We start from the raw sequence: 24,264 nt of genomic DNA on the forward strand, positions 1-24,264 counted from the left end.
TCGCTCGGGATAAATACCCAGCCGAATCCACCAAACTGCCAGTGTGGATATTCTTGCCAGGCCAGGAGAGGCGAACGGTACCCCGTTGTCCGAACGGATAACTTCCGGCATGCCGTACTCCTGAAAAAGCCTCTCAAAGGCCTGTTTTACAGGCTGAGTCATGATCTTGGGATGGGCCCTGCACGCTAAAATCAGCCGCGACGCATGGTCTGTGACGGTCAAAGGGAAGCACATCTGAGCATTAAGCATCTTGAACTGCCCTTTGTAGTCAGCACACCACGTCTTGTTAGGTTCGTCGGCCTTTCGCATTTGTGCGTGGGAAATGCTGTGTCGGCGTTTGAAGCGCCGCTTTTTGACGAGCCCAAGTCGGTCAAGCCATTGACCGGCCGTACTTGGAGAGGGCCAGGTGACGGAGGGATCTTCCAGCCGTAATAGCTCGAGAAGCTTTTTCGGCCCCCATTTATCGTGAGCCTCCTTCATCGCGACTACACGGGCCAAAATCTCGTCGTCGGTTTTATTTGGGCTGTTGTGAGGTCGCCGGGACAGTTCGGATAAAGACCTCAAATCGCCGTCGTGCCGGGCAATCCACTTATCGACGGTAGGTCGGCTAACGTCAAAGCGGCGTGCCAACTGGCTTTTGGTGAAGTTGCCAGAAAGCCAATCAGCTACCAGCTTGATTCTTTGATTCATGGGGGACTCTTGGTTCCAGGGCATGATCAGTTACCTCCTGATCATGCGTATTAGCCTGTAAACCATGTCCCCGGTTAGAAATGTAAACGATGTCCCCGGTTTGTACCGGGGCAAGCCCCCTCCCACATTTGGTTTTTGTGTCAGGTCTTCAGGCTTTCAGTGCCAGCTCGATCAGCGTGTGCAGTTCTTCAACGTTCAGCGGTGCGCTTGAGAACAGAATACGAAACACCGTCGGCGCTGCCAGCAGATTGATCAAGTGGTCCACGCTCGGTGGCGACTGGTGCGGATAACGGTCGACAATCGCCTGAAGCTGCCCACTCAAGATGCTCACGCAGTAGCCCGGCGTCCCCCTGCATTGCAGGTCGCGCATCATGTTGCGGCCCGGCTCCGAACTCATCTCATCCAGGTATTGCTCGGCCCACGCCCGCAAGTCGCCACGCAGGCTGCCGGTGTTGGCGGGCTCGCTGTCGGGGCGCATACGCGCCAGGGCCACATCCGCCAGCAGCACCGAGAGGTCGCCCCAGCGCCGATAGATGGTCGAGGGCGTTACGCCTGCGCGCGCGGCAATCATCGGCACCGTGACACTGGAGCGCTCATGGGTTTCGAGCAATTCACGCACGGCCGAATGGACCGATTCCTGTACCCGGGCACTGCGGCCCCCCGGGCGGAGGCCTTCTTTTATCGCCATGCGTGTGACCTTAACACAAAGAATTTGCTTTAAGCGCCGGCGAGTAGCACACTCCGCAAAAGCAAAAAATTAGCTTTAGCGGAGCGTGCCCATGTCCAGCCTCACTTCTCATCGTTCCAGCCTGGTGTTCCTCGCGGTCACGTTGCTGACGTTTCTCGCCGCTTCCAGTGCGCCGACTCCGTTGTATCACCTGTACCAGGAGGGGCTGCATTTTTCGGCGGGCACGCTCACGCTGATCTTTGGCGTGTACGCCCTGAGCCTGTTGGCGGCGCTGTTGACCGTGGGCGCGCTGTCGGACCACCTGGGACGCAGGCCAGTGATTTTTACGGCGTTGGTCCTGAATATGTTGGCGATGCTGCTGTTTATCAATGAAGGCAGCGTGGCCTGGCTGATCGCTGCGCGTACCGTACAGGGGTTTGCCACCGGCATGGCCACGGCGGTGCTGGGCGCGGCCTTGCTCGACACCGACCGCCAGCAGGGCCCGCTGGTCAACAGCGTGGCGCCGCTGCTGGGCATGGCGTGCGGTGCGATGGGCAGCAGCGTGCTGGCGGAGTTCGCGCCACTGCCGACGCAGTTGATCTACTGGACGCTGCTGGCGCTGATGCTGATGCAGGCGCTGTATGTGTGGCGCCTGCCGGAAACCGTTGATCGTATTCCCGGTGCACTGGCCTCGCTGCGCCCCACGCTGCATGTGCCGCCCCAGGCGCGTCGCGCGTTGTGGCTGTCATTGCCGGTGGACGTGGCGGTGTGGGCGATGGGGGGCTTTTACCTGTCCCTGGCGCCGTCGCTGGTACGGGCGGCGACAGGCTCTACATCGAACCTTATCGGTGGCGGCCTGGTGGCGGTGCTGACGTTGAGTGGCGCGCTGATGATCTTCACCCTGCGCAATCGCCCGGCCAGCAAGGTGCTGCGCCTGGGCGCGACGCTGCTGGCGGTGGGGGTGGCGCTGATCCTTACGGCGGTGCACAGCGCCAGCCTGCCGCTGTTTTTTATCGCCACATTGATCGCCGGCAGCGGCTTCGGCGCCGGCTTTCTCGGCGCATTGCGCAGTGTGGTGCCGCTGGCTTTGCCCCATGAACGGGCAGGCTTGATGTCGGCATTCTATGTGCTGAGTTATTTGGCGTTCTGCTTACCTTCGCTGCTGGCGGGCAACCTGATTCGCAGCTTTGGCCTGATCGTCACCACCGACGGTTACGGCGCTGTACTGATCCTGCTGGCCCTCGGGGCGTTGGTCGCCTTGCTGCTGCAGGATTCGGCAAAATCCAAGGCGGCCTGCATATCTGTAAAGTAGATAACAGTTAGAGATATTACCCGTTATATAGATATTCGATCAGGTTCTACCATGGCCTCAACCTCATGCGAGGAAGAGGATTGCCATCATGAACTGCTCGACGACCATCAGCTACAAACCCTTCAGTCACCTGACCCGGCCTCGGGAAGTGATTCGCCAATTCACCCCCAACTGGTTCGCCGCGACCATGGGCACCGGTGTGCTGGCGCTGGCCCTGGCGCAATGGCCGGTCAACCTGCCAGGTGTGCAGGCCATTGCCGAAGCACTGTGGTGGTTCACCATTGGTCTGTTCATTCTGTTCAGTGCCCTGTATACCGCGCGCTGGGTGATGTTTTTCCACGAGGCGCGGCGGATTTTCGGGCACTCCACGGTCTCGATGTTCTTCGGCACCATCCCCATGGGCCTGGCGACCATTCTCAATGGCTTGCTGCTGTTTGGCCTGCCGCGTTGGGGCGCCGATGTGATTGCGTTGGCCGAAGCCCTGTGGTGGCTGGATGTGGCGATGGCCCTGGCCTGCGGTGTGCTGATTCCCTTCATGATGTTCACCCGCCAGGAACACAGCATCGATCAGATGACTGCGGTCTGGTTGCTGCCGGTGGTGGCGGCCGAAGTCGCCGCAGCCAGCGGCGGCTTGCTCGCGCCGCACCTGGCGGACGCTCATTCGCAACTGGTGATGCTGGTGACCAGCTACGTGTTGTGGGCGTTTTCCCTGCCGGTGGCGTTCAGCATCCTGACCATCCTGATGTTGCGCATGGCCCTGCACAAACTGCCCCACGCCAACATGGCGGCGTCGAGCTGGCTGGCGCTGGGCCCGATCGGTACCGGTGCCCTGGGCATGTTGTTGCTGGGCGGCGATGCTCCGGCGATCTTTGCCGCCAATGGCTTGTCCGGCGTGGGTGAAATAGCCCATGGGCTCGGCCTGGTCGCAGGCATCACCCTGTGGGGCTTCGGCTTGTGGTGGATGCTGATCGCGGTATTGATCACCCTGCGTTACCTGCGCGGCGGTATCCCGTTCAACCTCGGTTGGTGGGGCTTTACCTTCCCATTGGGGGTGTACGCCCTGGCCACGCTGAAGTTGGCGAGCCTGCTGCACCTGGGCTTCTTCAGCGCCTTCGGTAGCCTGCTGGTGGTGGCGTTGGCGCTGATGTGGCTGATCGTGGCCAAGCGCACCGTGCAGGGCGCCTATAAGGGAGAGCTTTTTGTTTCGCCGTGCATTGCAGGACTAGGGAATAAGTAAGCGGAGTTAGGTAAAGTCGTGGCCTGATAACTATTAGGCCACGCAGGAACACGGACGATGAGCCACCCCTCACAATTCACCTTGCTGCGCACACGGCGCTTCCTGCCGTTTTTCATCACCCAGTTGCTGGGCGCTTTCAACGACAACATCTTCAAGCAATCGCTGATCCTGGCGATTCTCTACAAGCTCATCATCGACGGTGACCGCAGCATTTGGGTCAACCTGTGCGCCTTGCTGTTTATCCTGCCGTTCTTCCTGTTTTCGGCGCTGGCCGGGCAGTTTGGCGAAAAATTCAACAAGGATGCGTTGATCCGTGCGATCAAGATCGGCGAGATCGTGATCATGGCCGTCGGTGCCACAGGCTTCCTGTTCAACCATTTGGAATTGATGCTGCTGGCGTTGTTTGCCATGGGTACCCATTCGGCGCTGTTCGGTCCGGTGAAGTACTCGATCATGCCCCAGGCCCTGCACGAAGATGAGCTGGTAGGTGGCAACGGCCTGGTGGAGATGGGTACGTTCCTGGCCATCCTGGCCGGCACCATTGGCGCCGGTATCATGATGTCGTCCACCCATTACGCGTCGATCGTGGCGGTGGCGATTGTCGGCGTGGCGGTGCTGGGTTACCTGGCCAGCCGCAGCATTCCACGGGCTGCCGCATCCACGCCGCAACTGCGCCTGGATTGGAATATCTTCACCCAGTCCTGGGCCACGCTGCGCATGGGCCTGGGGCAGACGCCCGCGGTGTCGCGCTCGATTGTCGGTAACTCGTGGTTCTGGTTTGTCGGCGCGATCTACCTGACGCAGATCCCGGCCTACGCCAAGGAGTGGTTGTACGGCGATGAAACCGTGGTCACCCTGATCCTCACCGTGTTCTCGGTGGGCATCGCCCTGGGCTCGATGCTCTGCGAAAAACTCTCCGGGCGTAAGGTGGAAATCGGCCTGGTACCGTTTGGCTCGTTCGGCCTGACGGTGTTCGGCCTGCTGCTGTGGTGGCATTCCGGCGGTTTCCCGCAGAACGTCCAGGCCAACGATTGGCTCGCGGTGCTCAGCTACGGCCAAGCCTGGTGGGTGTTGTTCGATATCCTTGGCCTGGGTGTGTTCGGCGGCTTCTATATCGTGCCGCTGTACGCGCTGATCCAGTCGCGTACCGCCGAGAACGAGCGGGCGCGGGTGATCGCCGCCAACAACATTCTCAATGCGCTGTTCATGGTGGTATCGGCGATCGTGTCGATCCTGCTGCTGAGCGTGGCCAAGCTGTCGATCCCGGAGTTGTTCTTGGTGGTGTCGCTGCTCAACATCGCGGTCAACGCCTACATCTTCAAGATCGTCCCCGAGTTCACCATGCGCTTCATGATCTGGCTGCTCAGCCACTCCATGTACCGCGTGGAGCATCGCAACCTCGACCTGATCCCGGACGAAGGCGCAGCGTTGCTGGTGTGCAATCACGTGTCGTTTGTCGATGCGTTGTTGATCGGTGGCGCGGTGCGTCGGCCGATTCGCTTTGTCATGTACTACAAGATCTACCGTTTGCCGGTGCTGAACTTTATCTTCCGCACCGCCGGGGCGATTCCGATTGCCGGGCGCAATGAAGATATCCAGATCTACGAAAAGGCCTTCACGCGCATTGCCCAGTACCTGAAGGACGGGGAGTTGGTGTGTATCTTCCCGGAAGGCAAATTGACGGCGGATGGCGAGATGAATGAGTTCCGTGGTGGGGTGACGCGCATCCTGGAAGAGACACCGGTGCCGGTGATTCCGATGGCGTTGCAGGGGCTGTGGGGGAGTTTCTTCAGCCGCGATCCGCACAAGGGCTTCTTTCATCGGATCTGGTCGCGGGTGGTATTGGTGGCGGGTGAGCCTGTTGCCGTGGGGGCGGCTACGCCTGCGCAGTTGCAGGCGGTGGTGGGTGTTTTGCGGGGGAGTGTCAGGTAGTTCTGTGCTGGATGTTCCGGACTCATCGGGGGCTTGCCCCCGATGGCGGTAGCGGCCTAAGCGCTGATCTTAAGCCCAACAAGCCCGCAAATGATCAACGCCACACTGGCCAATCGAAACAACGCCATGGACTCCCCGAACAGGACAATCCCGGCAATCACGGTGCCCACCGCACCCACGCCGGTCCAGATGGCATAGGCGGTGCCCAGGGGCAGTTCTTTCATGGCCAGCCCCAGCAGGCCGAGGCTGATAGCCATGGCTGCAATCGTCAGGGCCGTGGGCAGTGGCTTGCTGAAACCGTCGGTGTACTTCAGGCCGACGGCCCAGCCGACTTCGAACAAGCCGGCAAAAAACAGAATGATCCAGGACATGATGACCTCGCTTCCATAGGCGGGGTCGTCCCCGGATTGTGCGCCTCGACAGCGTCGCGAGGTCGTCCCCGCGAAGCTCGGTAGAGTGCCGAAAATTGATCATGCGATCAAGTTTGCGGCGTGTTCTCCATTACGCGGCGGTCTTCCTTCTCGCTCATGCGGCGGAAATACGTCGACAGCAATGCCCCGGAAATATTGTGCCAGACACTGAACAACGCACTGGGCACTGCCGCCAACGGCGAAAAGTGCGCACTGGCCAAGGCGGCGCCCAGCCCTGAGTTCTGCATGCCCACTTCCAGCGCCAACGACTTGCGTTGGGCCAATGGCAACTTGAACACGCGGCCGGTGAAGTAGCCCAGCAGGTAGCCGAAGCTGTTGTGCAGCATCACCACAGCCATGATCAGCAGGCCCGATTCGGCAATTTTCGCCTGGCTGGCAGCCACTACCGCGGCGACGATGATCACAATGCTGACCACCGACACCAGGGGCAGCACGTCCACCGCATGGCGGACCCGCTCGCCGAGCACGCGTTGCGCGACCACGCCGAGCACGATCGGCAGCAGCACCACTTGCAGGATCGACCAGAACAACTCCATGAACGACACCGGCAACCAGGCCGAGGCCAACAGCCAGATCAGCGCCGGGGTGAGCAGCGGGGCGAGGAGGGTGGTGACGGCAGCGATGGCCACCGACAGCGCCAGGTCGCCACGGGCCAGCCAGGTCATCACGTTGGAGGAGGTGCCGCTTGGGCAGCAACCGACCAGGATCACGCCGACGGCAATTTCCGGCGGCAGGTGAAAGGCCTGGCACAGCAGCCAGGCCACCCCCGGCATGATCACGAAATGCGCGACCACGCCCAGAGCCACGCGCCACGGGTGGCGAGCGACTTCGGCGAAGTCTTCAAGTTTGAGGGTCAGCCCCATGCCGAACATCACCAGGCCCAGCAGCGGGACGATGGCGCTTTTCAGGCCGATGAACCAGCTGGGCTCGAGGAACGCGACAACGGCGAAGATCAACACCCAGTAGGCGAAGGTATTGCCGACGAAGCGGCTCAAGGCGGCGAGTGCGCGCATGGGGGTGTCCTTGTTATTAGATTCTTGAAGTGCAAATGCGATCAAATGTGTGAGGGGCAATTCCCCTCCCACAATTTGATCTTCAAATGGCTTAGATACCTTGCGGGGTTTCTTCGCCGCCAAGTGCTTCGATCAGCGCCGGCAGGAAGTCACCGAAGGTCAGCATCATCAGCGTGAAGCTGGCGTCCAGTTGACCCAGGGCCTCTTCACCACCGTCCTGTTCCGCCTGGTCTTGCAGCAGGTCTTCGAACTTCAGGCGCTTGACGGTCATCTTGTCGTCGAGCATGAAGGACAGCTTGTCCTGCCAGGCCAGGGACAATTGGGTCACGACTTTGCCGGTGGTCAGGTGCAACTGGATTTCTTCGCCGGTCAGGTCCTGGCGCTTGCAACGCACAATGCCGCCGTCTTCGTGGGTGTCGCGCAGTTCGCATTCGTCGAGGACGAAGAAGTCAGCGGCCGGTTTCTGGGTGGTGACCCAGTCGGTCATGATGGCCGTGGGCGCGGTCTTCACGGTGAGTGGGCGAACCGGCAGGGTGCCGATCACTTCCCGCAGGGTGGAGAGCAGGTCTTCGGCGCGTTTCGGGCTGGCGGAGTTCACCAGGATCAGGCCCTGTTTCGGCGCGATGGCGGCAAAGGTCGACGAACGACGAATAAAGGCGCGGGGCAGGAAGGCCTGGATGATTTCATCCTTGATCTGGTCGCGTTCCTTTTTATAGACCTTGCGCATTTGCTCGGCTTCGATCTCTTCGACTTTCTCTTTCAGTGCGTCACGCACCACGCTACCCGGCAGGATGCGTTCTTCCTTGCGGGCGGCGATCAGCAGGAAGTCACCGCTGACGTGAACCAGGGGAGCGTCCTCGCCTTTACCGAAAGGCGCGACGAAACCGTAGGTGGTCAACTCCTGGCTTGCACAAGGGCGCGCCAGTTTGGTGGCCATGGCCGCTTCCAACGCCTCGGCATCAACAGGCAGATCTTGGGTCAGGCGATAGATAAGCAGGTTCTTGAACCACATGGGGTGAGTCTCTCCTTTATACAAAGGGGGGCATTATTCTCTTGATAGCGCCCCAGGCCAACCCTGCCTAAGCCATTGGAAGGCCTCAAAAAAAAGATTTAAGAAAGTGCTTGCCAGACCCAAGGTCGCTCCGTAGAATGCGCGCCACACCGAGACGAAGGGTGATTAGCTCAGCTGGGAGAGCATCTGCCTTACAAGCAGAGGGTCGGCGGTTCGATCCCGTCATCACCCACCATTCGCTTCATGTGTTACGCGCAGCGGTAGTTCAGTCGGTTAGAATACCGGCCTGTCACGCCGGGGGTCGCGGGTTCGAGTCCCGTCCGCTGCGCCATATTCGGTAGCCTGGAACGCTGAACGCCAGGTCACCACAGAAAGCCCGCCTGATCGCGGGCTTTTTGCTGTCCGGAATATGGCAAAAAATCGTACGATGAACTTTTTTTGAATAAATTGCATTTAAATCAAGACATTACGATTTTTTGGTGTATGATGCGCCCACACCGAAACGAAGGGTGATTAGCTCAGCTGGGAGAGCATCTGCCTTACAAGCAGAGGGTCGGCGGTTCGATCCCGTCATCACCCACCATTCGCTTCACGTGTTACGCGCAGCGGTAGTTCAGTCGGTTAGAATACCGGCCTGTCACGCCGGGGGTCGCGGGTTCGAGTCCCGTCCGCTGCGCCATATTCGGTCACCTGGCCCACTGAACGCCAGGTCACCACAGAAATCCCGCTCATTGAGCGGGTTTTTTTTGCCTGCGATTTGACCTTTCTGCGCCTTGCCTTTGCGCTGACGCTACCTGACCTTTTTCTTGCGTGGCTGGCGCGTGGTCAAGTGCTCGAAGCAAAAAGACGCAGTGCCGAACACGGCTATTATGGTCAGGACGATCATGCCTAGGGTTGAGCTTTCCACGATGGGCTTCCTACGTGATGGAGTAGGCGTCCACGGTAGAGTTACGGCGAAAGCGCCTCAATAGACCCGACGCAATCCTTACGACGCCGGGCCCATTGTTACGCAGTCTTTACGGGGCGTTGCGGCTGTGGCGGTAATCGCTGACCGCTTCATACACCGCCTTGCGCAAGCGATTGATGCCACCGATGGGCCGATGCTCGGCTACGCCAAACCATGGGTTGAACGACTGGTTGTCGCACGCCAGGTTCTGCTCGGGCGTATCGAAATCCTGGGCCGGGATCCGCACCTTGGCTACGCTCTCGTAGGGCGCATCGCTCTCCTTCCACTCGATGCTGGTGTCTTCGATCGGCATGAATTTCTGCGGGTTCTGCCGCTGGATCTGCAACACGAAACATGCCGGCACGCGGTCGGTGGACAGCTGCTGGCTCAAGGCACTGCGCAGGAAGTTCGGCAGGTCCTGGTTCTGCTTGGGCAGGGCGTATTCCGGGCAGCTCTGTGGGTCGGGCGCCACACGGAACTTGGCATTGGCCGCGCCGAACTTGTAGGGCGATACCGAAAAATAGGTGGTCTGTGTCGGGCTGGCCGGTGCGGGTGCCAGGGTTGCCAGGGCGATAAACAGGTGACGCACCTGCCAACTGCGCGGGTCGGCCTTGGGGAAGAACGCCAGGACTTTCTTGCCATCCGCCTGGGCGCCGATGTTCTGCGCGTACTCCGCCACATCGCTGACAAAGAAATTCGGGTGGCTGAACATCACGAAGTCCTGTTCCGTGCGGGCCTGCTGGTCGGCGAGCAATTGTTTGCCCGGCACATCCAACAGCTTGAGCGCCATGCCCCGGGCATCGCGGATGCTGTCGAACTGCGGGTAGGCGTTGCCGTTGGACAAGCGCATCATGGCCTGCCAGGTCTTGCCTGGTTCGGCAAATACGCCCTGGCGCAACGCCGGGTCGAGATCGGCCAGCACACTGACTTCGGCTTTCACGCAACCATGGGCCTTGGCGTGGGCATCGCGCAGGTAGCGCGTGCCTTCGCGATGCTGGTCAACGATGCGCACGGCGGTCTGGATAATGCCCTGGGTCATTGCCGCTTCACCCGCAGGGATCTGCTCGTCCGGCGACACCGGTCCGCTGTGCTGCCAGGCAAACCAGGCCGTGCTCGCCAGCCAGCCGAGCAGGCCGAGGCCCACCAGCCACAACAGGGTCTTGCCGAGAAACCGGCCAAGGCCCAGCCACAGGCGGGCGAGCAGGGAAGGTTGGTCGTATCGAGATCGGATCATCATGGCAGTTGTTGCTCCAGCGGGCCGCCCAGCACTTTGAGGTATTCCAGCAGTGCCCAGCGTTCCTGCGGCAGCAAGCTGCGGCCGATAACGCCATTGCCACGCTTGCCGGCACGGAATTCGTGGCCGCTGTTGTGGTTGCCGGTGAGTTTGGTATCGAACAGGAAGGCATTCTTGAACGCTGCGGTCTCAAAGCCCAGGTGACGCGGGTCGTAGTTGAAGGTGCCTTTATAGAAGGTGGTGCTGCGTTCATCCTGAGGCGAGAGCAACTGGTAGATCGTCGGCACCGAGCCGTTGTGCAGGAACGGCGGGGTCGCCCACACACCGGCCAGCGGGCGGGCCTTGTAGGCACGCAACTCGCGCACGCCAATGGGCAGGCCGTAGCCATCCAGGCGCGGGCGCTCGGCCGCGGTGACGCCGGCGGCGCGGTAGGCGTGATCTTCGACGAAGGCGGTGACGTAGGCCAGGCCCTTGGCCACGGACATTTTCTTCAGGTCCAGCGGCTCGGTGGGGGTGGGGTGCAGTTCGACATTGAGCTTGGCCAGTTCCGCCGGGTCCCACTGCAGGGCACTGAGGTCATAGCGCTGGTCGGCAATGTTGCTGGCGGTGCCGGGGTCGGTGCCGATGTACTCCACCGGCAGCATTTTCAGCTGCTGCACCGGGCGGCCATTTTCCTCGGTGACGGCCGGTACATGGCAGCCGGCGCAGTTCTCGGCGAACAGCCCGCGGCCCTGGGCGGCGAGGGGCTTGTCGACGGGGCCGAACAAGTCCTCGGGCCAGGTCGGTGGTTTGAGGCGTTGCAGGGTTTCTTCGATCCGGTTGAGGTCACGCACCCTGACGCTCGACGGGTAGCGCGCATCGCCCTGAAGCGGTTGGCCGGCGGCGTCGAAAAAGCTCAATGTCGCGCCTACACCGAGGGCTTCACCGATATTGCGCGCCATGGGTTGCTGGGCCGAGCCGTTCCATTGCACCCAGTCGAAGGTCCAGATGTCCCACAGCTGCGGGTAGTCCACCGGCGCATTGGCGACGCGGTAGTTGTCTGGCGAAATGGCATCGCCAAAGCTGGCATTGGCGATTCGGCCAAAGGCGTCGGTGCGGCCTGGTCCCTCTTCGGTGGGGTAGAGGCCGCGGTGGGTGTCGTTCCAGGCGACCTTGAGGAACTGGTTCAGCGACTGTTTGAAGTCCTCGCGCAACTGGCTGTGCTCGGCGTCGTAGCGATCCCCCAGCACCTGGCGGGCAAACCGCTCGAATTTCCAGGGGTTGTAGTAGGTGGCGGCGAGGCTGGCGACCAGGGCCTGGCCGAAACTGCCACCGCGCAAGGTGGGTACGCTGGAAGGCAGTACGTGTTGGGCCGAGCCGCCGTCGATACGCAGGGCCTGGCCCTTGAAGTGTAATTCGCCGGTATGGCAGGCGGCGCAGGTAATATCCAGGTACTCGACGTTGCTGTCGGCGTTTTTGTGCCGGGCGAAGCCCACGGGCAGGTTGCCGGGGTTTTGCGTGGTGGGTACCTGCTTGGGGTCCACCAGGAAACCGAAGCGCGCCAGGTACTCCGGCGTGGCAAAACGCCGCTCGGAGAACGGCAGTTCCAGGGCGGTGAACCAGTTGTAGTGCAGGCCTTTTACTTGGGTGCCCTGGGGCGTGAAGTAATAGGTCTGGCGGTCGGCGGCACTCCATTGGTCCTGGTAGCGCACCTGTTCCACCGGCACGTAGTCGGGCAGCCTGGGGTTGACGGTGTAGTACAGCACCACGGCCAGGATCAGGCCCAGCGCGATGAGTATCAGCAGTAAAACACGGGAAAAAATGCGCAAGATGGCTATCCTTGTCTCGGCCTTGTCGAGTGGTCGCGTTGTTATGCCATTACGCCACGGGTGCGGCAAGTGGCCATGAGTCAGATGAGAGGCGGTCCCGCGATCCGTCGCGGGCTCCCATAATGAATGAAAATGCTTTTAAACACGTGAACTTATCGGAAGTTTCCTGCTCACATGCCGGTAGCCATTGGTCGTGGCCGCCTGATAAGCTCGCGACTTTATTCGAATGCCCTTTTGGCGCATGAACAAGGAAATAGCATGAAACAGCATCGGTTGGCGGCGGCGGTGGCCCTGGTTAGCCTGGTACTTGCGGGTTGTGATTCGCAGACCAGCGTAGAGCTGAAAACCCCGGCGCAGAAAGCTTCCTACGGCATCGGCCTGAACATGGGCAAAAGCCTTGCCCAGGAAGGCATGGATGACCTGGATTCCAAAGCGGTAGCCCAAGGCATCGAAGATGCCGTCGGCAAGAAAGAGCAGAAGCTCAAAGACGACGAACTGGTTGAAGCGTTTGCCGCACTGCAGAAGCGTGCTGAAGAACGCATGACCAAAATGAGCGAAGAGTCGGCAGCCGCCGGCAAGAAATTCCTCGAAGACAACGCCAAGAAAGACGGCGTAGTCACCACCGCTTCCGGCCTGCAGTACAAGATCACCAAGAAAGCCGACGGCCCACAGCCTAAGCCAACTGACGTGGTGACTGTTCACTACACCGGCAAGCTCACCAACGGCACCACCTTTGACAGCTCCGTGGATCGCGGCAGCCCGATTGACCTGCCGGTCAGCGGCGTGATTCCTGGCTGGGTCGAAGGCCTGCAACTGATGCACGTAGGCGAGAAGGTCGAGTTGTACATCCCGTCCGACCTGGCCTACGGCGCCCAGAGCCCGAGCCCGGCAATCCCGGCAAACTCGGTGCTGGTATTCGACCTGGAACTGCTGGCCATCAAGGACCCAGCCAAGGCTGAAGCCCCTGCTGCACCTGCCGCCAAGAAGTAATCGGCGCTTGAACACGCAACGCCCCGTCTTGACGGGGCGTTGTTGTTTTCGGGGTTTTCAAAATCAGTACCTGTAGACATCCGATCGAACGCCCGTACGCTGTAACAGTCTGATGTAAGACTCGAGTACGGGTATCGGCACATCTGCGCCAAGTCAATGAATTCTTGGGTTTTTTTGATGTGCGCAAAAAACGCCCGATCTGACTGGAAGCCTTGTAGACCGTGGCTTTCAGCTGGTAAAACAGGCTCTGTTCACAAGGTTATCCACAATTTGTGTGGATAACCTTTCTGTTTGATGGAACTGGAGTGACAGATGAAACCACCCTTCAATTTCACCCGTTTCCTGCCCATGGCGGCACGCTTGCTGGGCCGTGGACGTTTGCCGACCCTGCTGTTCGCTGTCGCCGCCAAAGGCTCCAGCCAGGGCAACCGCCTGGGTAAGCTCAAGGATGATCTCAAGCTGCTTCAATCCCTGTGCCTGGCCTACTGGCGTGGCGAGTACCGAGCCATCAGCCCCAAGGCGCTGATCTCTGTGGTGGCGGGGTTGATGTATTTCCTCAGCCCGATTGATGCGATCCCGGACTTTATCCCCATGTTCGGCATGCTCGACGACATCGCCGTACTGGCGTGGGTCATGAAGACCCTGGAAGGTGAACTGAGCGCGTTTCGCGCCTGGCGTGACGCACAGCGCCCGGAAAAACTCGCGGTGGTTGAGCGTTTGCCTGCCACCCCGGCCTTGCTGGCCAAGGAAAACCCGCAAAAAAACGGATGACGTGGCTATCCCCCTGCGACCTTTGTGGCTGTTAGGATTACACTCCTAAGGAAAGAGCTTACTCAGTAAGTGCAGTTATCCTACGGGGCGGTCATGGATATTCAGATAATTTCACGCAATGGCGAACCCGAGTACGCGGTGTTGCCATGGGATCAGTACCAGGCGCTGCTAAAAGCCGCCGGTCAGCAACAGCCTTCACCGACGCCTTCTCCTACTGCACACGCCGCACCTGACCAGGATCTGCGCCCGCTCGCAGACCTGCGCGGCTTGCGTGAAGCCAAGGGCCTGGCGATTGAAGCGTTGGCCCGCACCGTGGGCATCAGCCCCTCGTATCTAGGATTGATCGAAAGTGGTGAACGTCAGCCGGATGCCGCAATCCGCCGCAGCCTGGCCTGGGAATTAGGCGTTGCAGGTTGGAGGGATGAATCTTGAGCCTACGTATCAGTCGTCAACATTGGGATGGGTTACTTAACGAACTGGACCAGGCGCGCCGCCAGCGCCATCTGCTGACCTACCGAGCACTGTTGGAGCGCCTGCAATTTCCGACGCCAGCGATGCAAACCCTGGCCGCTGCCCTGGAGCACCTGGCGGCGCTGGACGCCAAGGCCGAGCAACCGTTGCGCAGCTCCCTGGTGATCAGCCAGGGCGCCAGCCGCCTGCCGCGTACCGGGTTCTTTGAGTGTGTGGAGCGCCTGGGGCGTTTCAGCGGGCCTTCCGATGGTGTGGCCGCCGCCTCCTGGCATGCCTCGGAAGTGGTGCGGGTGTTCGAATACGAGTATCCGGAGTCTGCCGAGGCTTAAAGTGCCTGGGGCAACATGTCCATGCTGTCGATCACATGGATGCTGTAGCCGGTCATATCCTTGGCATGGTGCTTGGCCTGCGAGGCCAGTTCCGCCAACTGGCTGGCATCGAGTTGTCCACAGGCCTGTGGATACAAATGCACCACCCCGATCGACAGTGACAGCAACGCAAACTCCTGGCGTACGCCCTGGCGGTTCAGCGCCACGAAGCAGCCGGCGTCGAGGTGCTCGGCGCGGTAGAAGCGCCTGCACTGGGTATGGAAATCGTCCAGCAGCTGGTTGAGCCGCTTGCGCCAATCCTGTGGCCCCAATACCAGCAGAAAGTCATCGCCACCGATGTGCCCGACAAAGTCGCGGCTGGGGTCGACCCGGTCGTTCAGGCACTGCGCCAGGCACAGCAACACCTCATCCCCACGTCCGTAGCCGTAGATGTCGTTGAACGGCTTGAAGCTGTCGATATCCACGTAGCAGATCACCGATTCTCGCTGTTGCTGCAACAGTCGCGTCAGGCACTGCTGGATCGGCACGTTGCCGGGCAGCAGGGTCAGCGGGTTGGCATAGCGCGCCTGCTGGATTTTCAGTTCGGTGATCAGCTTGAGTACATCGATTACCCGGCCCAGGCCGAGGTAATCGCCATTGAGGGTGATGATGAAATCTTCTTCGATACGTTGCCGTGCGCGGCTGGTCAGCAGGCGGCTGACCTGTTGCAGCGACTGGCTCAACTCTACCGCCAGAAAATCCGTACTCATCAGCCGGCTGATGGGCTTGCGCGCAAACAGGTCGGTGGCAAACGGCTTGAGCAGCGCATCGGAGAGTGAATGCCGGTGCACGATCCCCACCGGGTGGCCGCGTCCATCCAGAACCGCCAGGGAGTTAAGGTTGGCCTGGCGGCGGAACGCCTCCAACACCTGGGCGGTGGCGGTGTCCTGATCCACCGCCGGTTGTTCGCTGAGCAGGGCGCTGAGGTCGCCGGCTTCTTCGCTGAGGGCCACATTGGCCTGATCGGGCTTGGGCAGCATCTGGCGCGCTTCCTGTGGCGGCTGCTCCTGTGGACGGCAGAGCAGGTAACCCTGGACCAGGTCGACGCCCATCTCCGTCAATACCGCCAGCTCTTCCGGCAATTCGATGCCCTCGGCGATCACCTGGGCCCGTGAGGCCCTGGCGATCTGCAGGATAGAGCCGACAAACTCACGCTTGAGCGCATCCTGATGGATACCGTCGATAAAGTGGCGGTCGATCTTCACATAATCCGGGCGCAGCTCCGACCACAAGCGCAGGCTGGAATAGCCGGCACCCAAGTCATCCAAGGCAATCGAAAAGCCCATGTTGCGGTAATGGTGCAGGGCGGTTTGCAGCAGGTCGAAATCGTCGGTGGGGGTCTGCTCGGTGAGTTCGATCACCACCTGGCTCGGCGGAATGCCGAAGTCGCGCAGCAATTGCAGGGTGCGGCCCGGTTGATGAGCGGTCTCCATCAAGGATTCGGGCGAGACATTCAGGAACAGCTTGCCCGGCAGCTTTTGCTCGCTGAAGCGGCGGCATGCGCTTTCGCGGCAGGCCATTTCCAGTTCGCTGAGGCGACCGGCATGGCGCGCCACCGAGAACAGCGCGATGGGGGAGTGCAGCGGGCTGTTCGACGGGCCGCGGCTGAGGGCTTCGTAGCCAAGGATGCGCCGTTCTGACAGGCAGATGATCGGTTGGAACAGGCTGTGCAAACTGCCTTGAGCCAGGATAGAGCCCAATGCACTCAGCTGTTCGGTCATAGTCATGGCGATCTCGATCGAAAAAAAAGGACCGTGGGCGTTACGCCGACGGTCCTTCATTTCACGACAGAATGATGTCTATATGATGACACTCCAGGGAGCGATCACATTAAATCGCCATCATTTACTGCTTGGCCACCTGTTTGGTGATTTTCAGGTAGTCCAGCAGGATCCGGCCGCTCTCGGCCAGGTAAGCGTCGTCTTCCGGCTTGGTTTTATCCGCTTCGGTCGGCAGCGCATCCTCGTCTTCTTTCTTCAGCTCCTTGAGGGGTTCTTCGCCCTTGGCCTTGCGGCGGATGTTTTCCAAGGCGAGTTGCTTGTTTTCGATGTCGGAGTGCTGTGCACGACGGTCCACTTCATTGAGGCTGACGGTTTTTTCTTCCATCAACTTCTTGGCCAGGGCCAGCTTGTCGCGGATGAACACAAACTCGGCATCCTTGGCGGAGCGGGTATCGTGGTCAGCCTTCAACTGCGCGAGGAACGGCTTGAACGGGTCCGAGGCCGGCTTGATCGCAGGACGGATGGTGTCCCACGGCATGGCTTCCGGCAGGGCGCTTTCGCCGATTTCCTTGGTGTCGATGATCGACGGGAAATCGATGTCCGGCAGTACGCCCTGATGCTGGGTGCTCTGCCCGGAAACCCGGTAGAACTTGGCCAGCGTCAGCTTGAGCTCGCCATGGTTCAGCGGCTGGATGGTCTGCACGGTGCCTTTGCCGAAGGTCTGGCCGCCGATGATCAACGCGCGGTGGTAGTCCTGCATGGCGCCGGCGAAAATCTCCGAAGCCGAAGCCGACAGACGGTTGACCAGCAACGCCATCGGGCCTTTGTAGAAGGCACCCGGGTTCTCGTCTTCGAGCACGTCGACACGGCCATCAGCGTTGCGTACCAACACGGTCGGGCCCTTGTCGATAAACAGGCTGGTCAGCTCGGTGGCTTCCTGCAGGGAACCGCCGCCGTTGTTGCGCAGGTCGATGACCACGCCGTCGACTTTTTCCTTCTGCAGCTCGGTAAGGATTTTCTTCACGTCGCGGGTGGTGGACTTGTAGTCCGGGTCACCGGCACGGAAGGCCTTGAAGTCCAGGTAGAAGGCCGGGATTTCAATCACCCCCAGCTTGTAGTCCTTGCCATCCTGCTTGAGGTTGAGGACTTTCTTCTGCACGGCCTGGTCTTCGAGCTTCACCGCTTCACGGGTGATGGACACGATCTTGCTGGTCTGGTCGTTCGGTGCATTGGTGTGCGGAATCACTTCCAGGCGCACCACGCTGCCTTTCGGCCCACGGATCAGCTTGACCACTTCGTCCAGGCGCCAACCGACCACATCGACCATCTCTTTGTCGGCCTGGGCCACACCGATGATCTTGTCGGCAGGCGCAACCTGCTTGGTCTTGTCTGCCGGACCGGCCGGCACCAGGCGCACGATCTTCACCTGGTCATTGTCGCTTTGCAGGACGGCACCGATGCCTTCCAGGGACAGACTCATGTTGATATCGAAGTTTTCCGCGTTATCTGGCGACAGATAATTGGTGTGCGGATCGTAGGACATCGCGAAGGTGTTGATGTAGGCCTGGAAGATATCTTCGGCACGGGTCTGGTCCAGGCGTGCCAGTTGATTCTTGTAGCGCTTGGTCAACAGCTCCTGGATAGCCTTGGGCTCTTTGCCGGCGATCTTCAGGCGCAGCACTTCGTCCTTGACGCGTTTGCGCCAGAGGTCGTCGAGGGCGGCGGTGCTGGTCAGCCAAGGCGCGTCCTTGCGGTCCACCAGAAGGGTTTCCTTCTGGGTGAAGTCGAGCTTGTCGACACCCTTGTCCAACTCACCCAGGGCGAAGTCCAGACGCGCTTTCACGCGATCCAGGTAGCGCTTGTAGATGGTGAAGCCGGGCTGCAGGTCGCCGCTCTTGAGGAAGTCGTCGAACTGCGTCTTCCACTTGTCGAACTCAGCGATATCGCTGGCCAGGAAGTAGCTGCGCGACGGGTCCAGCAGCTTGAGGTAGCTGTCATAGATGATCACCGAGCGCGCGTCGTCCAGCGGCGGCTTGCTGTAGTGATGACGCTTGAGCAACTCGACGACGTTAAGGCTGGCAATCACCTCATCGCGGTCCGGCTGAAGGTTGTCCCAGCTGTTGGCTGCGAACGTATTGGTCGACATCGACGCGAAGCCGATACCAATGAAAAGAGCGAGGGCGGTGCTGGGGAACAGATGCTTCATGCTGATTCGACGCGGGGGCAATTGATAACGCATATTAGGCCGTCTTTGAAGTTGCCGGTTCCATAGGGGCCGGTCGCATAATGCAAAAAGCCCGGCGCTACTGCTACGGGCTCAGTCCAGACTCACTATGGAGGCACTGTGAAAGCATTGCAAGGCGTTGAAGGTCATGTGGAGTGGTTGGACGAACCAAGTCCTACATGTGATGTAGGCCAAGTTCGCATTCGTGTGGCGGCTGCGGGCCTTAATCGCGCCGATTTATTGCAGCGTGCAGGGCTCTATCCGCCACCGCCTGGCGCCAGTGCCGTACTGGGACTTGAGTGTTCCGGGGTGATCAGTGAAGTGGGCCCGGGTTCGTCCTGGCAGGTGGGCGATCGCGTCTGTGCGTTGCTGGCCGGTGGCGGCATGGCCGAAGAAGTGGTGGTGGATGCACGTCATGTGCTGCCGGTGCCGGAAGGTTTGTCGCTGATTGAAGCGGCGGCGCTGCCGGAGGTGTACAGCACTGCGTGGCTGAATCTGTTCCAACTGGCGGGCCTCAAGCCCGGTGAGAAAGTGTTGCTGCACGCCGGCGCCAGTGGCGTGGGCTCGGCGGCCATCCAGCTGTGCAAGGCATTTGGCAGCCCGTGCTGGGTCAGCGTCGGCTCGGCGCAGCGCCTGGCCTACTGTGAAGACCTGGGCGCCCAGGGCGGCGTAGTACGCACTGACGGTATCGAAGGGCTGCGGGATTTCGGGCCATTCGATGTGATCCTCGATCCGGTCGGCGGCAACTACGCCGCGCTGGACCTCAAGCTGCTGGCGCTGGACGGTCGCTGGGTGTTGATCGGCTTGATGGGCGGCCGCGAGGCGCAACTGGACCTGGCCCAGGTGCTGGCCAAGCGTGTGCAACTGCTGGGTTCGACCCTGCGCAGCCGTGACGATCAGTTCAAGGCCGACCTGTTCAGCGACCTGAGCCAGCATGTATGGCCGTTGTTTGCCGAAGGTCGCCTGAGCCCGCAATTGGCCAGGACGTTCCCGATCAAGGATGCCGAGGCGGCGTTTGCGGAGTTGGCGACTAACCAGATCGCCGGGAAGCTGGTGTTGGTAATTGACGAGAGCCTGACCTGATCCCGGATTGGAATAGGGTCGATGTAGGAGGGGGCAAGTCGAATCGTCGCACCGCCCCTCCCACCTTTGATTGGATTTCAAGTCGGGATAGGCGGTCTCAGACCCAGTGGTGGATTGGCCAGCCGGATTTTTCGGCGTGGGTGCGTAATACCGGGTCCGGGTTCACCACCTGCGGGTGATCCACCTTCAGCAACAGCGGCAAATCATTGCGTGAATCCGAATAGAAGTACGCGCCAGCCAATGTCTCACCTTCCTGCTCCAGCCATTCCAGCAAGCGCGTGATCTTGCCTTCGCGGTAGGTCAGTACCCCCACGGTACGGCCGCTGTACACGCCATGACTCACTTCCAGCTCAATCCCCAGCACCTCATCAATGCCGATACGCGCCGCAATCGGTTTCACCAGGTGGGTCCCCGAGGCGGAGATTACCAGGATCCGGTCGCCATTCGCCCGATGGCGGGCGATGGTCCTGGTGGCGTCGCTGTAGATCAGCGGTTCAATCACATCCTCGACCCAGGGCTCCACCAGGTGCTCGATTTCCTCCGGGGTGCGGCCGATCATCGGTTCCAGGCTGAAGTCCATGAAGTCTTCCATGGCCAGCTCGCCGCGGCTGTAGGCGTCCATCAGCTCGTTGTTCCTGCCCATGAACGACGCCGGGTCGACCCAGCCCAGGCGCCCCATCTGTTCGCTCCAGAGGGTGGCGCAGTCGCCATGGATCAGGGTGTCGTCCAAATCAAAAATTACCAATGCCATCCGTTACGCTCTCTCAAGATTCACTGCTGCTCAGGCTACTTCACACAGCGCACTGGGGTCGATGGAAAGTGCCAGGCGCTGGCCGTCCGGGTGCAGATCGTCCGCCGAGCGGTTGAGCACGTCCACCACCAATTCCACGCCACGGGCTTCGATGCGGTAGCGAATCACGTTGCCCAGCAGGCTATGGCTGCGCACCAGCGCGTCGAGTTCGCCGCTGCGGCTCAGTTCGATGGCCTCCGGGCGAATCGCGATGCGCCCGCTGATCGGGCGTTGCAGCAACTGGCTGGCCTTGTCGGCGTCCAGCAGGTTGTAGTTGCCGATGAAACCGGCGGCGAATACATCCACCGGTGCGGTGTAGAGGGTCTCGGCATCGCCGCTTTGCACGATCTTGCCCTGGTTCATCAGGAAGATCCGGTCCGACATGGTCAGGGCTTCTTCCTGGTCATGGGTCACGAAGATCGTGGTCAACCCCAGTTCGCGCTGGATCTGGCGGATCTGTTCGCGCAGGTGCTTGCGAATCCGTGCATCCAGCGCCGACAGCGGCTCATCCAGCAGCAACAGGCGCGGGCGGGTGACCAGGGAGCGGGCCAGGGCCACCCGCTGGCACTGGCCGCCGGACATCTGGTGCGGGTAGCGGCCGGCCAGGTCCTTGAGTTCCACCAGTTGCAGCACTTCCTGCACGCGCTTGTGGCTGTCATCGGCGTTGACCTTTTGCATGCGCAGGCCGAAGGCGACGTTCTGTTCCACGGTCATGTTGGGGAACAGCGCATAGCTCTGGAACACCATGCCGATGTTGCGTTTCTGTGGGCTCAGCGGAACGATGTCCTGGCCGTCCAGCAGGATTTTCCCACTGTCCACTGCGGTCAGGCCGGCGATGCAGCGCAGCAGGGTGGACTTGCCGCAACCGGATGGGCCGAGCAGGGTGACGAACTCACCCTTGGCGATTTCGCAGTTGATGTCACTGAACACCGGGGTGCCGGCGTAGCCTTTTTGCAGATGTTGGACGCTGACGAAGCTCATTGGCTTTTGTCCTTGTTCAAGGTATTGGCGGCCCAGGTCAGCACCAGCACAAAGAAGAAATAGGAAATCACGACGGCGCTGGTGAAGTGGCCGCTGCTGTTGCGCATGTTGTTCAGGTACACCTGCAGGGTTTCGTAGCGAGTGCCCACGAGGATATTGGCGAACACGAACTCACCGAACAGGAACGAGAACGACAGCAGCAGCGCCACCATCAGGCCTTTGCGCAGGTTGGGCAGCACCACGAAGAGCGCGGCCTGCCAGGTGCTGGCGCCGAGCAGTTGCGAGGCGTCCATCAGGTCGCGCAGGTTGATGGCTTGCAGGTTGTTGGTGATCGCCCGGTACATGAATGGCAGCGCCACGGTGAAGTAGCAGCCGATCAGGATCCACGGCGTGCCCACCATCGCAAACGGCCCGGAGCCGTACAGTTGCAGCAGGCCCACCGACGACACCACCGGCGGCACCGCGAAGGGCAGCAGGATCAGGATGTTCATCAAGGCGTCGAGCCTGGGAAAGTGGTAATGCACCACGAACAACAGCGGCAGAATCAACACCACCGACAGGATCAACGCACCCACGCACACCAGCAACGATTGCCCGAAGGCCATCAGGAAGCGTGGGTCGCTCCACAGCTGCACATACCACTTCACCGTGAAGCCCGCCGGCAGAATGGTTGCCGACCAACTGCTCGCAATGGAGTAGACGAACGTGCCGATCAGCGGCAGCACCAGGATCGCGAACAACAGGTACACCACCACGCGGTGGTAGAGGGAGGCCGGGCCGGCTTCAGCGCGAGACATGGTAGCTCCTCTTGAGCAGCAGTTGATGGACCACGGTGACCACGGTCATCAGCGCCACCAGCACCACGGCCAGTGCGCTGGCCATGTTTGGATCGAGGGATACATCCCCCGACACGAGGCCGGCGATACGAATCGGCAGCACGTTGAAGTTCCCGGTGGTCAGGGCGTAGACCGTCGCGTAGGCACCCAGGGCATTGGCCAGCAGGATCACGAACGTGCCCAGTAGCGCCGGGGTGAGCACCGGCAAGCCGATATGTCGCCAGAACTGCCAGCCATTGGCGCCGAGCAGGGCCGCCGACTCACGCCAGTCTTCACGCAGTGCGTCGAAGGCTGGGTAGAGCAGCAACACGCCGAGGGGGATCTGGAAGTAGGTATAGAGGATGATCAGGCCGGTCTTGGAGTACAGGTTGAAGTCCTGAATGATCCCGGCCTGCTTGAGCATGATGGTGATGCTGCCGTTGAACCCCAGCAGGATGATGAACGCGAAGGCCAGGGGCACGCCGGCGAAGTTGCTGGTCATGTTGGCGAAGGCGGTGACGAAGTTGCGCAGCGGCGAATCCACCCGGCGCAGGGAATAACTGCCCAGCGTGGCGATGATGATGCCGAAGATGCTCGAGTAGAAGCTGATCTCCAGGCTGAACTGGATGGCTTGCAGGTAGAACTTCGAACTGAAGATGCGCGTGAAGTTGTCCAGGCCCCAGCCAGTGTCTTCGGTCTGCAGGCTATTGATCAGCACCCATACCAGCGGGGCGATTTCGAACACGATAAAGAACAGCGCGAAAGGCACCAGGCACAGGAGTGCCAGCCATTTGCCACGGGATATTGAACTCACTTCAGTAACTCCCGGCACACAGGTTTGTCGTGGGGTACGCCCAGCAGTTCGCAGACCGTGCCGCACAGCTCGGTTTGTTTCGGTGCGGCGTGGGTGTCCAGGCTGAAGGCATCGCCGAGCACGAACAGTGGCACTTCCCGTTCTTCCGGCAGCAGGCCGTTGTGGGAGCGGTCGTTGTTCATGCCGTGGTCGGCGGTCACCAGCACCTGGTAGCCGGCATCGAGCCAGGCTTGCAGGTAGTCGGCCAGGATGATGTCGGCCGAGCGTGCGCTGTTGCGGTACTGCGGCGTGTCGAGGCCGTGTTTGTGGCCGGCGTCGTCGATGTTCATCGGGTGCACCACCATGAAGTCCGGCGCGTGCTTGAGCCGCAGGCTTTCGGCGTCGGCAAACAGGTGGGAATCCGGGTAGTGGTCATTCCAGTAGAAATGCCCGTGCTGGATCGCCAGCGTCTTGTCGTCGGTATGACGATCCCGTGCGGCGAGAAAGGGCGTGCGGTTATACAACTCGCTGACCCAATGGTAAGCCGCCGCTGCGGTGGTAAGGCCGGCGTCGGTGGCGTAATGGAAAATGCTGCGCTGGTTGGACAGGCGCGAGACTTGGTTGTGCACGATACCGCTGTGGATCGGTGGCACGCCGGTGAGGATGCATTCGTACAGCGGGCGGGACAGGGCGGGCAGTTCACATTCCAGCTTGTAGAGGGCCGCGCGTCCTGCGCCGACATAGGCCTGCAAGTGCCCCATGGCGTGCCGGGCAACCTCGAAGTTCAGGCCGTCGAGCACGACAAGGATGACAGTGTGCTTCATGGGGGAGAGCGCTCCGCAGCAATAGACTTGACTCAATTCCCCTGGAGGAACGAGGTCAAAAGTGTGGGAGGGGGCAAGCCCTAATGCCAGTCAGTTAAGCGTACATCGCCTCCTGTAGGAGCGAGCTTGCTCGCGAAAAACGTCAACGATA

Annotated in this window: 22 protein-coding genes and 4 tRNA genes; 12 read left to right on the forward strand and 14 right to left on the reverse strand. The window is 60.7% G+C overall.

What is annotated here, in order from left to right; translation table 11 throughout:
- Together F6S08_RS10290 and F6S08_RS10295 are read right to left on the reverse strand one after the other, a co-directional pair.
- Positions 1–714, reverse strand: a 714-nt coding sequence (locus F6S08_RS10290) for a helix-turn-helix domain-containing protein (protein WP_409999758.1), incomplete at its 3' end; no start/stop codon positions are given.
- A gap of 124 nt (positions 715–838) precedes the next feature.
- Positions 839–1,378 carry a TetR/AcrR family transcriptional regulator gene (locus tag F6S08_RS10295; protein WP_065947283.1) on the reverse strand — a complete coding sequence of 180 codons (540 nt, stop codon included), beginning with the start codon at positions 1,376–1,378 and terminating at the stop codon, positions 839–841.
- A gap of 91 nt (positions 1,379–1,469) precedes the next feature.
- On the opposite strand from F6S08_RS10295, the gene F6S08_RS10300 reads away from it, so the two are divergent.
- The 3 genes from F6S08_RS10300 (at position 1,470) to F6S08_RS10310 (ending at position 5,838) form a co-directional block, all read left to right on the forward strand.
- Positions 1,470–2,669: an MFS transporter gene (locus F6S08_RS10300; RefSeq protein WP_315871552.1), complete on the forward strand. Its 1,200-nt coding sequence runs from the start codon at positions 1,470–1,472 to the stop codon at positions 2,667–2,669.
- 88 nt (positions 2,670–2,757) lie between these two features.
- Positions 2,758–3,906, forward strand: coding sequence for a TDT family transporter (locus F6S08_RS10305; RefSeq protein ID WP_315871553.1), 1,149 nt, complete (start codon positions 2,758–2,760; stop codon positions 3,904–3,906).
- Positions 3,907–3,963: 57 nt separating this feature from the next.
- Positions 3,964–5,838, forward strand: a complete 1,875-nt coding sequence (locus tag F6S08_RS10310) for an MFS transporter (RefSeq protein ID WP_315871554.1) — start codon at positions 3,964–3,966, stop codon at positions 5,836–5,838.
- 56 nt (positions 5,839–5,894) lie between these two features.
- Here F6S08_RS10310 and sugE read toward each other — a convergent pair whose 3' ends face one another.
- From sugE to rdgC, 3 genes are all read right to left on the reverse strand, one after another.
- Positions 5,895–6,209 carry a quaternary ammonium compound efflux SMR transporter SugE gene (gene sugE, locus F6S08_RS10315; RefSeq protein WP_027607103.1) on the reverse strand — a complete coding sequence of 105 codons (315 nt, stop codon included), beginning with the start codon at positions 6,207–6,209 and terminating at the stop codon, positions 5,895–5,897.
- A gap of 107 nt (positions 6,210–6,316) precedes the next feature.
- Complete coding sequence (locus tag F6S08_RS10320) at positions 6,317–7,282, reverse strand: bile acid:sodium symporter family protein (RefSeq protein WP_065924524.1); 966 nt, start codon at positions 7,280–7,282, stop codon at positions 6,317–6,319.
- Positions 7,283–7,373: 91 nt separating this feature from the next.
- Positions 7,374–8,294, reverse strand: a complete 921-nt coding sequence (rdgC, locus tag F6S08_RS10325) for a recombination-associated protein RdgC (RefSeq protein ID WP_065939896.1) — start codon at positions 8,292–8,294, stop codon at positions 7,374–7,376.
- A gap of 159 nt (positions 8,295–8,453) precedes the next feature.
- On the opposite strand from rdgC, the gene F6S08_RS10330 reads away from it, so the two are divergent.
- The 4 genes from F6S08_RS10330 (at position 8,454) to F6S08_RS10345 (ending at position 8,973) form a co-directional block, all read left to right on the forward strand.
- Positions 8,454–8,529, forward strand: a tRNA-Val gene (locus F6S08_RS10330).
- A 19-nt stretch (positions 8,530–8,548) separates the two neighbouring features.
- Positions 8,549–8,625, forward strand: a tRNA-Asp gene (locus F6S08_RS10335).
- 176 nt (positions 8,626–8,801) lie between these two features.
- Positions 8,802–8,877: transfer RNA gene (locus F6S08_RS10340), tRNA-Val, on the forward strand.
- Between the two features lie 19 nt (positions 8,878–8,896).
- Positions 8,897–8,973, forward strand: a tRNA-Asp gene (locus F6S08_RS10345).
- A gap of 337 nt (positions 8,974–9,310) precedes the next feature.
- Here F6S08_RS10345 and F6S08_RS10350 read toward each other — a convergent pair.
- On the reverse strand, positions 9,311–10,477 hold the full coding sequence (locus F6S08_RS10350) for a catalase family protein (protein ID WP_065924526.1): 1,167 nt from the start codon (positions 10,475–10,477) through the stop codon (positions 9,311–9,313).
- Positions 10,474–12,282 (reverse strand): di-heme-cytochrome C peroxidase, encoded by a 1,809-nt coding sequence (locus F6S08_RS10355; protein ID WP_315871555.1) that lies wholly within the window; start codon positions 12,280–12,282, stop codon positions 10,474–10,476. Before F6S08_RS10355 ends, F6S08_RS10350 begins: the two co-directional genes overlap by 4 nt.
- 258 nt (positions 12,283–12,540) lie before the next feature.
- On the opposite strand from F6S08_RS10355, the gene F6S08_RS10360 reads away from it, so the two are divergent.
- From F6S08_RS10360 to F6S08_RS10375, 4 genes are all read left to right on the forward strand, one after another.
- Positions 12,541–13,272 (forward strand): FKBP-type peptidyl-prolyl cis-trans isomerase, encoded by a 732-nt coding sequence (locus F6S08_RS10360; RefSeq protein ID WP_012723274.1) that lies wholly within the window; start codon positions 12,541–12,543, stop codon positions 13,270–13,272.
- A 312-nt stretch (positions 13,273–13,584) separates the two neighbouring features.
- Positions 13,585–14,043, forward strand: coding sequence for a YkvA family protein (locus tag F6S08_RS10365; protein WP_027607108.1), 459 nt, complete (start codon positions 13,585–13,587; stop codon positions 14,041–14,043).
- Positions 14,044–14,136: 93 nt separating this feature from the next.
- Positions 14,137–14,475, forward strand: a complete 339-nt coding sequence (locus F6S08_RS10370) for a multiprotein-bridging factor 1 family protein (RefSeq protein WP_065924556.1) — start codon at positions 14,137–14,139, stop codon at positions 14,473–14,475.
- Positions 14,472–14,843 (forward strand): hypothetical protein, encoded by a 372-nt coding sequence (locus tag F6S08_RS10375; RefSeq protein WP_005786715.1) that lies wholly within the window; start codon positions 14,472–14,474, stop codon positions 14,841–14,843. The genes F6S08_RS10370 and F6S08_RS10375 overlap by 4 nt, the downstream gene beginning before the upstream one ends.
- On the opposite strand, the gene F6S08_RS10380 is transcribed toward F6S08_RS10375, so the two are convergent.
- Positions 14,840–16,609 carry a bifunctional diguanylate cyclase/phosphodiesterase gene (locus F6S08_RS10380; protein ID WP_043293707.1) on the reverse strand — a complete coding sequence of 590 codons (1,770 nt, stop codon included), beginning with the start codon at positions 16,607–16,609 and terminating at the stop codon, positions 14,840–14,842. The genes F6S08_RS10375 and F6S08_RS10380 overlap by 4 nt on opposite strands.
- Positions 16,610–16,727: 118 nt before the next feature.
- On the reverse strand, positions 16,728–18,809 hold the full coding sequence (locus F6S08_RS10385) for a carboxy terminal-processing peptidase (RefSeq protein ID WP_174562728.1): 2,082 nt from the start codon (positions 18,807–18,809) through the stop codon (positions 16,728–16,730).
- Positions 18,810–18,947: 138 nt separating this feature from the next.
- Between F6S08_RS10385 and F6S08_RS10390 the strand changes: the two genes are divergently transcribed.
- Positions 18,948–19,910 (forward strand): zinc-binding dehydrogenase, encoded by a 963-nt coding sequence (locus F6S08_RS10390; RefSeq protein WP_065924529.1) that lies wholly within the window; start codon positions 18,948–18,950, stop codon positions 19,908–19,910.
- A gap of 97 nt (positions 19,911–20,007) precedes the next feature.
- On the opposite strand, the gene F6S08_RS10395 is transcribed toward F6S08_RS10390, so the two are convergent.
- From F6S08_RS10395 to F6S08_RS10415, 5 genes are read right to left on the reverse strand one after another with little or no spacing between them, the layout of a single operon-like run.
- Complete coding sequence (locus F6S08_RS10395; RefSeq protein ID WP_065947286.1) at positions 20,008–20,661, reverse strand: HAD family hydrolase; 654 nt, start codon at positions 20,659–20,661, stop codon at positions 20,008–20,010.
- A 30-nt stretch (positions 20,662–20,691) separates the two neighbouring features.
- Complete coding sequence (locus tag F6S08_RS10400) at positions 20,692–21,681, reverse strand: ABC transporter ATP-binding protein (RefSeq protein ID WP_065924530.1); 990 nt, start codon at positions 21,679–21,681, stop codon at positions 20,692–20,694.
- A complete protein-coding gene (locus F6S08_RS10405; RefSeq protein WP_315871556.1) occupies positions 21,678–22,478 on the reverse strand; it encodes an ABC transporter permease in 801 nt (266 codons plus the stop codon). Before F6S08_RS10405 ends, F6S08_RS10400 begins: the two co-directional genes overlap by 4 nt.
- On the reverse strand, positions 22,465–23,310 hold the full coding sequence (locus F6S08_RS10410; RefSeq protein ID WP_027607116.1) for an ABC transporter permease: 846 nt from the start codon (positions 23,308–23,310) through the stop codon (positions 22,465–22,467). The genes F6S08_RS10405 and F6S08_RS10410 overlap by 14 nt, the downstream gene beginning before the upstream one ends.
- Positions 23,307–24,113, reverse strand: a complete 807-nt coding sequence (locus tag F6S08_RS10415) for an alkaline phosphatase family protein (protein WP_074845084.1) — start codon at positions 24,111–24,113, stop codon at positions 23,307–23,309. The genes F6S08_RS10410 and F6S08_RS10415 overlap by 4 nt, the downstream gene beginning before the upstream one ends.
- Between the last annotated feature and the right edge of the window lie 151 nt (positions 24,114–24,264).

The organism is Pseudomonas sp. JV449 (assembly GCF_032424295.1).
GTDB classification, from domain to species: Bacteria; Pseudomonadota; Gammaproteobacteria; order Pseudomonadales; family Pseudomonadaceae; genus Aquipseudomonas; species Aquipseudomonas marginalis.

Coding starts and splice junctions, on each gene's coding strand:
- F6S08_RS10295 (WP_065947283.1), bottom strand. CDS start 1,378: ATGGCGATAAAAGAAGGCCTCCGCCCGGGGGGCCGCAGTGCCCGGGTA.
- F6S08_RS10300 (WP_315871552.1), top strand. CDS start 1,470: ATGTCCAGCCTCACTTCTCATCGTTCCAGCCTGGTGTTCCTCGCGGTC.
- F6S08_RS10305 (WP_315871553.1), top strand. CDS start 2,758: ATGAACTGCTCGACGACCATCAGCTACAAACCCTTCAGTCACCTGACC.
- F6S08_RS10310 (WP_315871554.1), top strand. CDS start 3,964: ATGAGCCACCCCTCACAATTCACCTTGCTGCGCACACGGCGCTTCCTG.
- sugE (WP_027607103.1), bottom strand. CDS start 6,209: ATGTCCTGGATCATTCTGTTTTTTGCCGGCTTGTTCGAAGTCGGCTGG.
- F6S08_RS10320 (WP_065924524.1), bottom strand. CDS start 7,282: ATGCGCGCACTCGCCGCCTTGAGCCGCTTCGTCGGCAATACCTTCGCC.
- rdgC (WP_065939896.1), bottom strand. CDS start 8,294: ATGTGGTTCAAGAACCTGCTTATCTATCGCCTGACCCAAGATCTGCCT.
- F6S08_RS10350 (WP_065924526.1), bottom strand. CDS start 10,477: ATGATGATCCGATCTCGATACGACCAACCTTCCCTGCTCGCCCGCCTG.
- F6S08_RS10360 (WP_012723274.1), top strand. CDS start 12,541: ATGAAACAGCATCGGTTGGCGGCGGCGGTGGCCCTGGTTAGCCTGGTA.
- F6S08_RS10365 (WP_027607108.1), top strand. CDS start 13,585: ATGAAACCACCCTTCAATTTCACCCGTTTCCTGCCCATGGCGGCACGC.
- F6S08_RS10370 (WP_065924556.1), top strand. CDS start 14,137: ATGGATATTCAGATAATTTCACGCAATGGCGAACCCGAGTACGCGGTG.
- F6S08_RS10380 (WP_043293707.1), bottom strand. CDS start 16,609: ATGACTATGACCGAACAGCTGAGTGCATTGGGCTCTATCCTGGCTCAA.
- F6S08_RS10385 (WP_174562728.1), bottom strand. CDS start 18,809: ATGAAGCATCTGTTCCCCAGCACCGCCCTCGCTCTTTTCATTGGTATC.
- F6S08_RS10395 (WP_065947286.1), bottom strand. CDS start 20,661: ATGGCATTGGTAATTTTTGATTTGGACGACACCCTGATCCATGGCGAC.
- F6S08_RS10400 (WP_065924530.1), bottom strand. CDS start 21,681: ATGAGCTTCGTCAGCGTCCAACATCTGCAAAAAGGCTACGCCGGCACC.
- F6S08_RS10405 (WP_315871556.1), bottom strand. CDS start 22,478: ATGTCTCGCGCTGAAGCCGGCCCGGCCTCCCTCTACCACCGCGTGGTG.
- F6S08_RS10415 (WP_074845084.1), bottom strand. CDS start 24,113: ATGAAGCACACTGTCATCCTTGTCGTGCTCGACGGCCTGAACTTCGAG.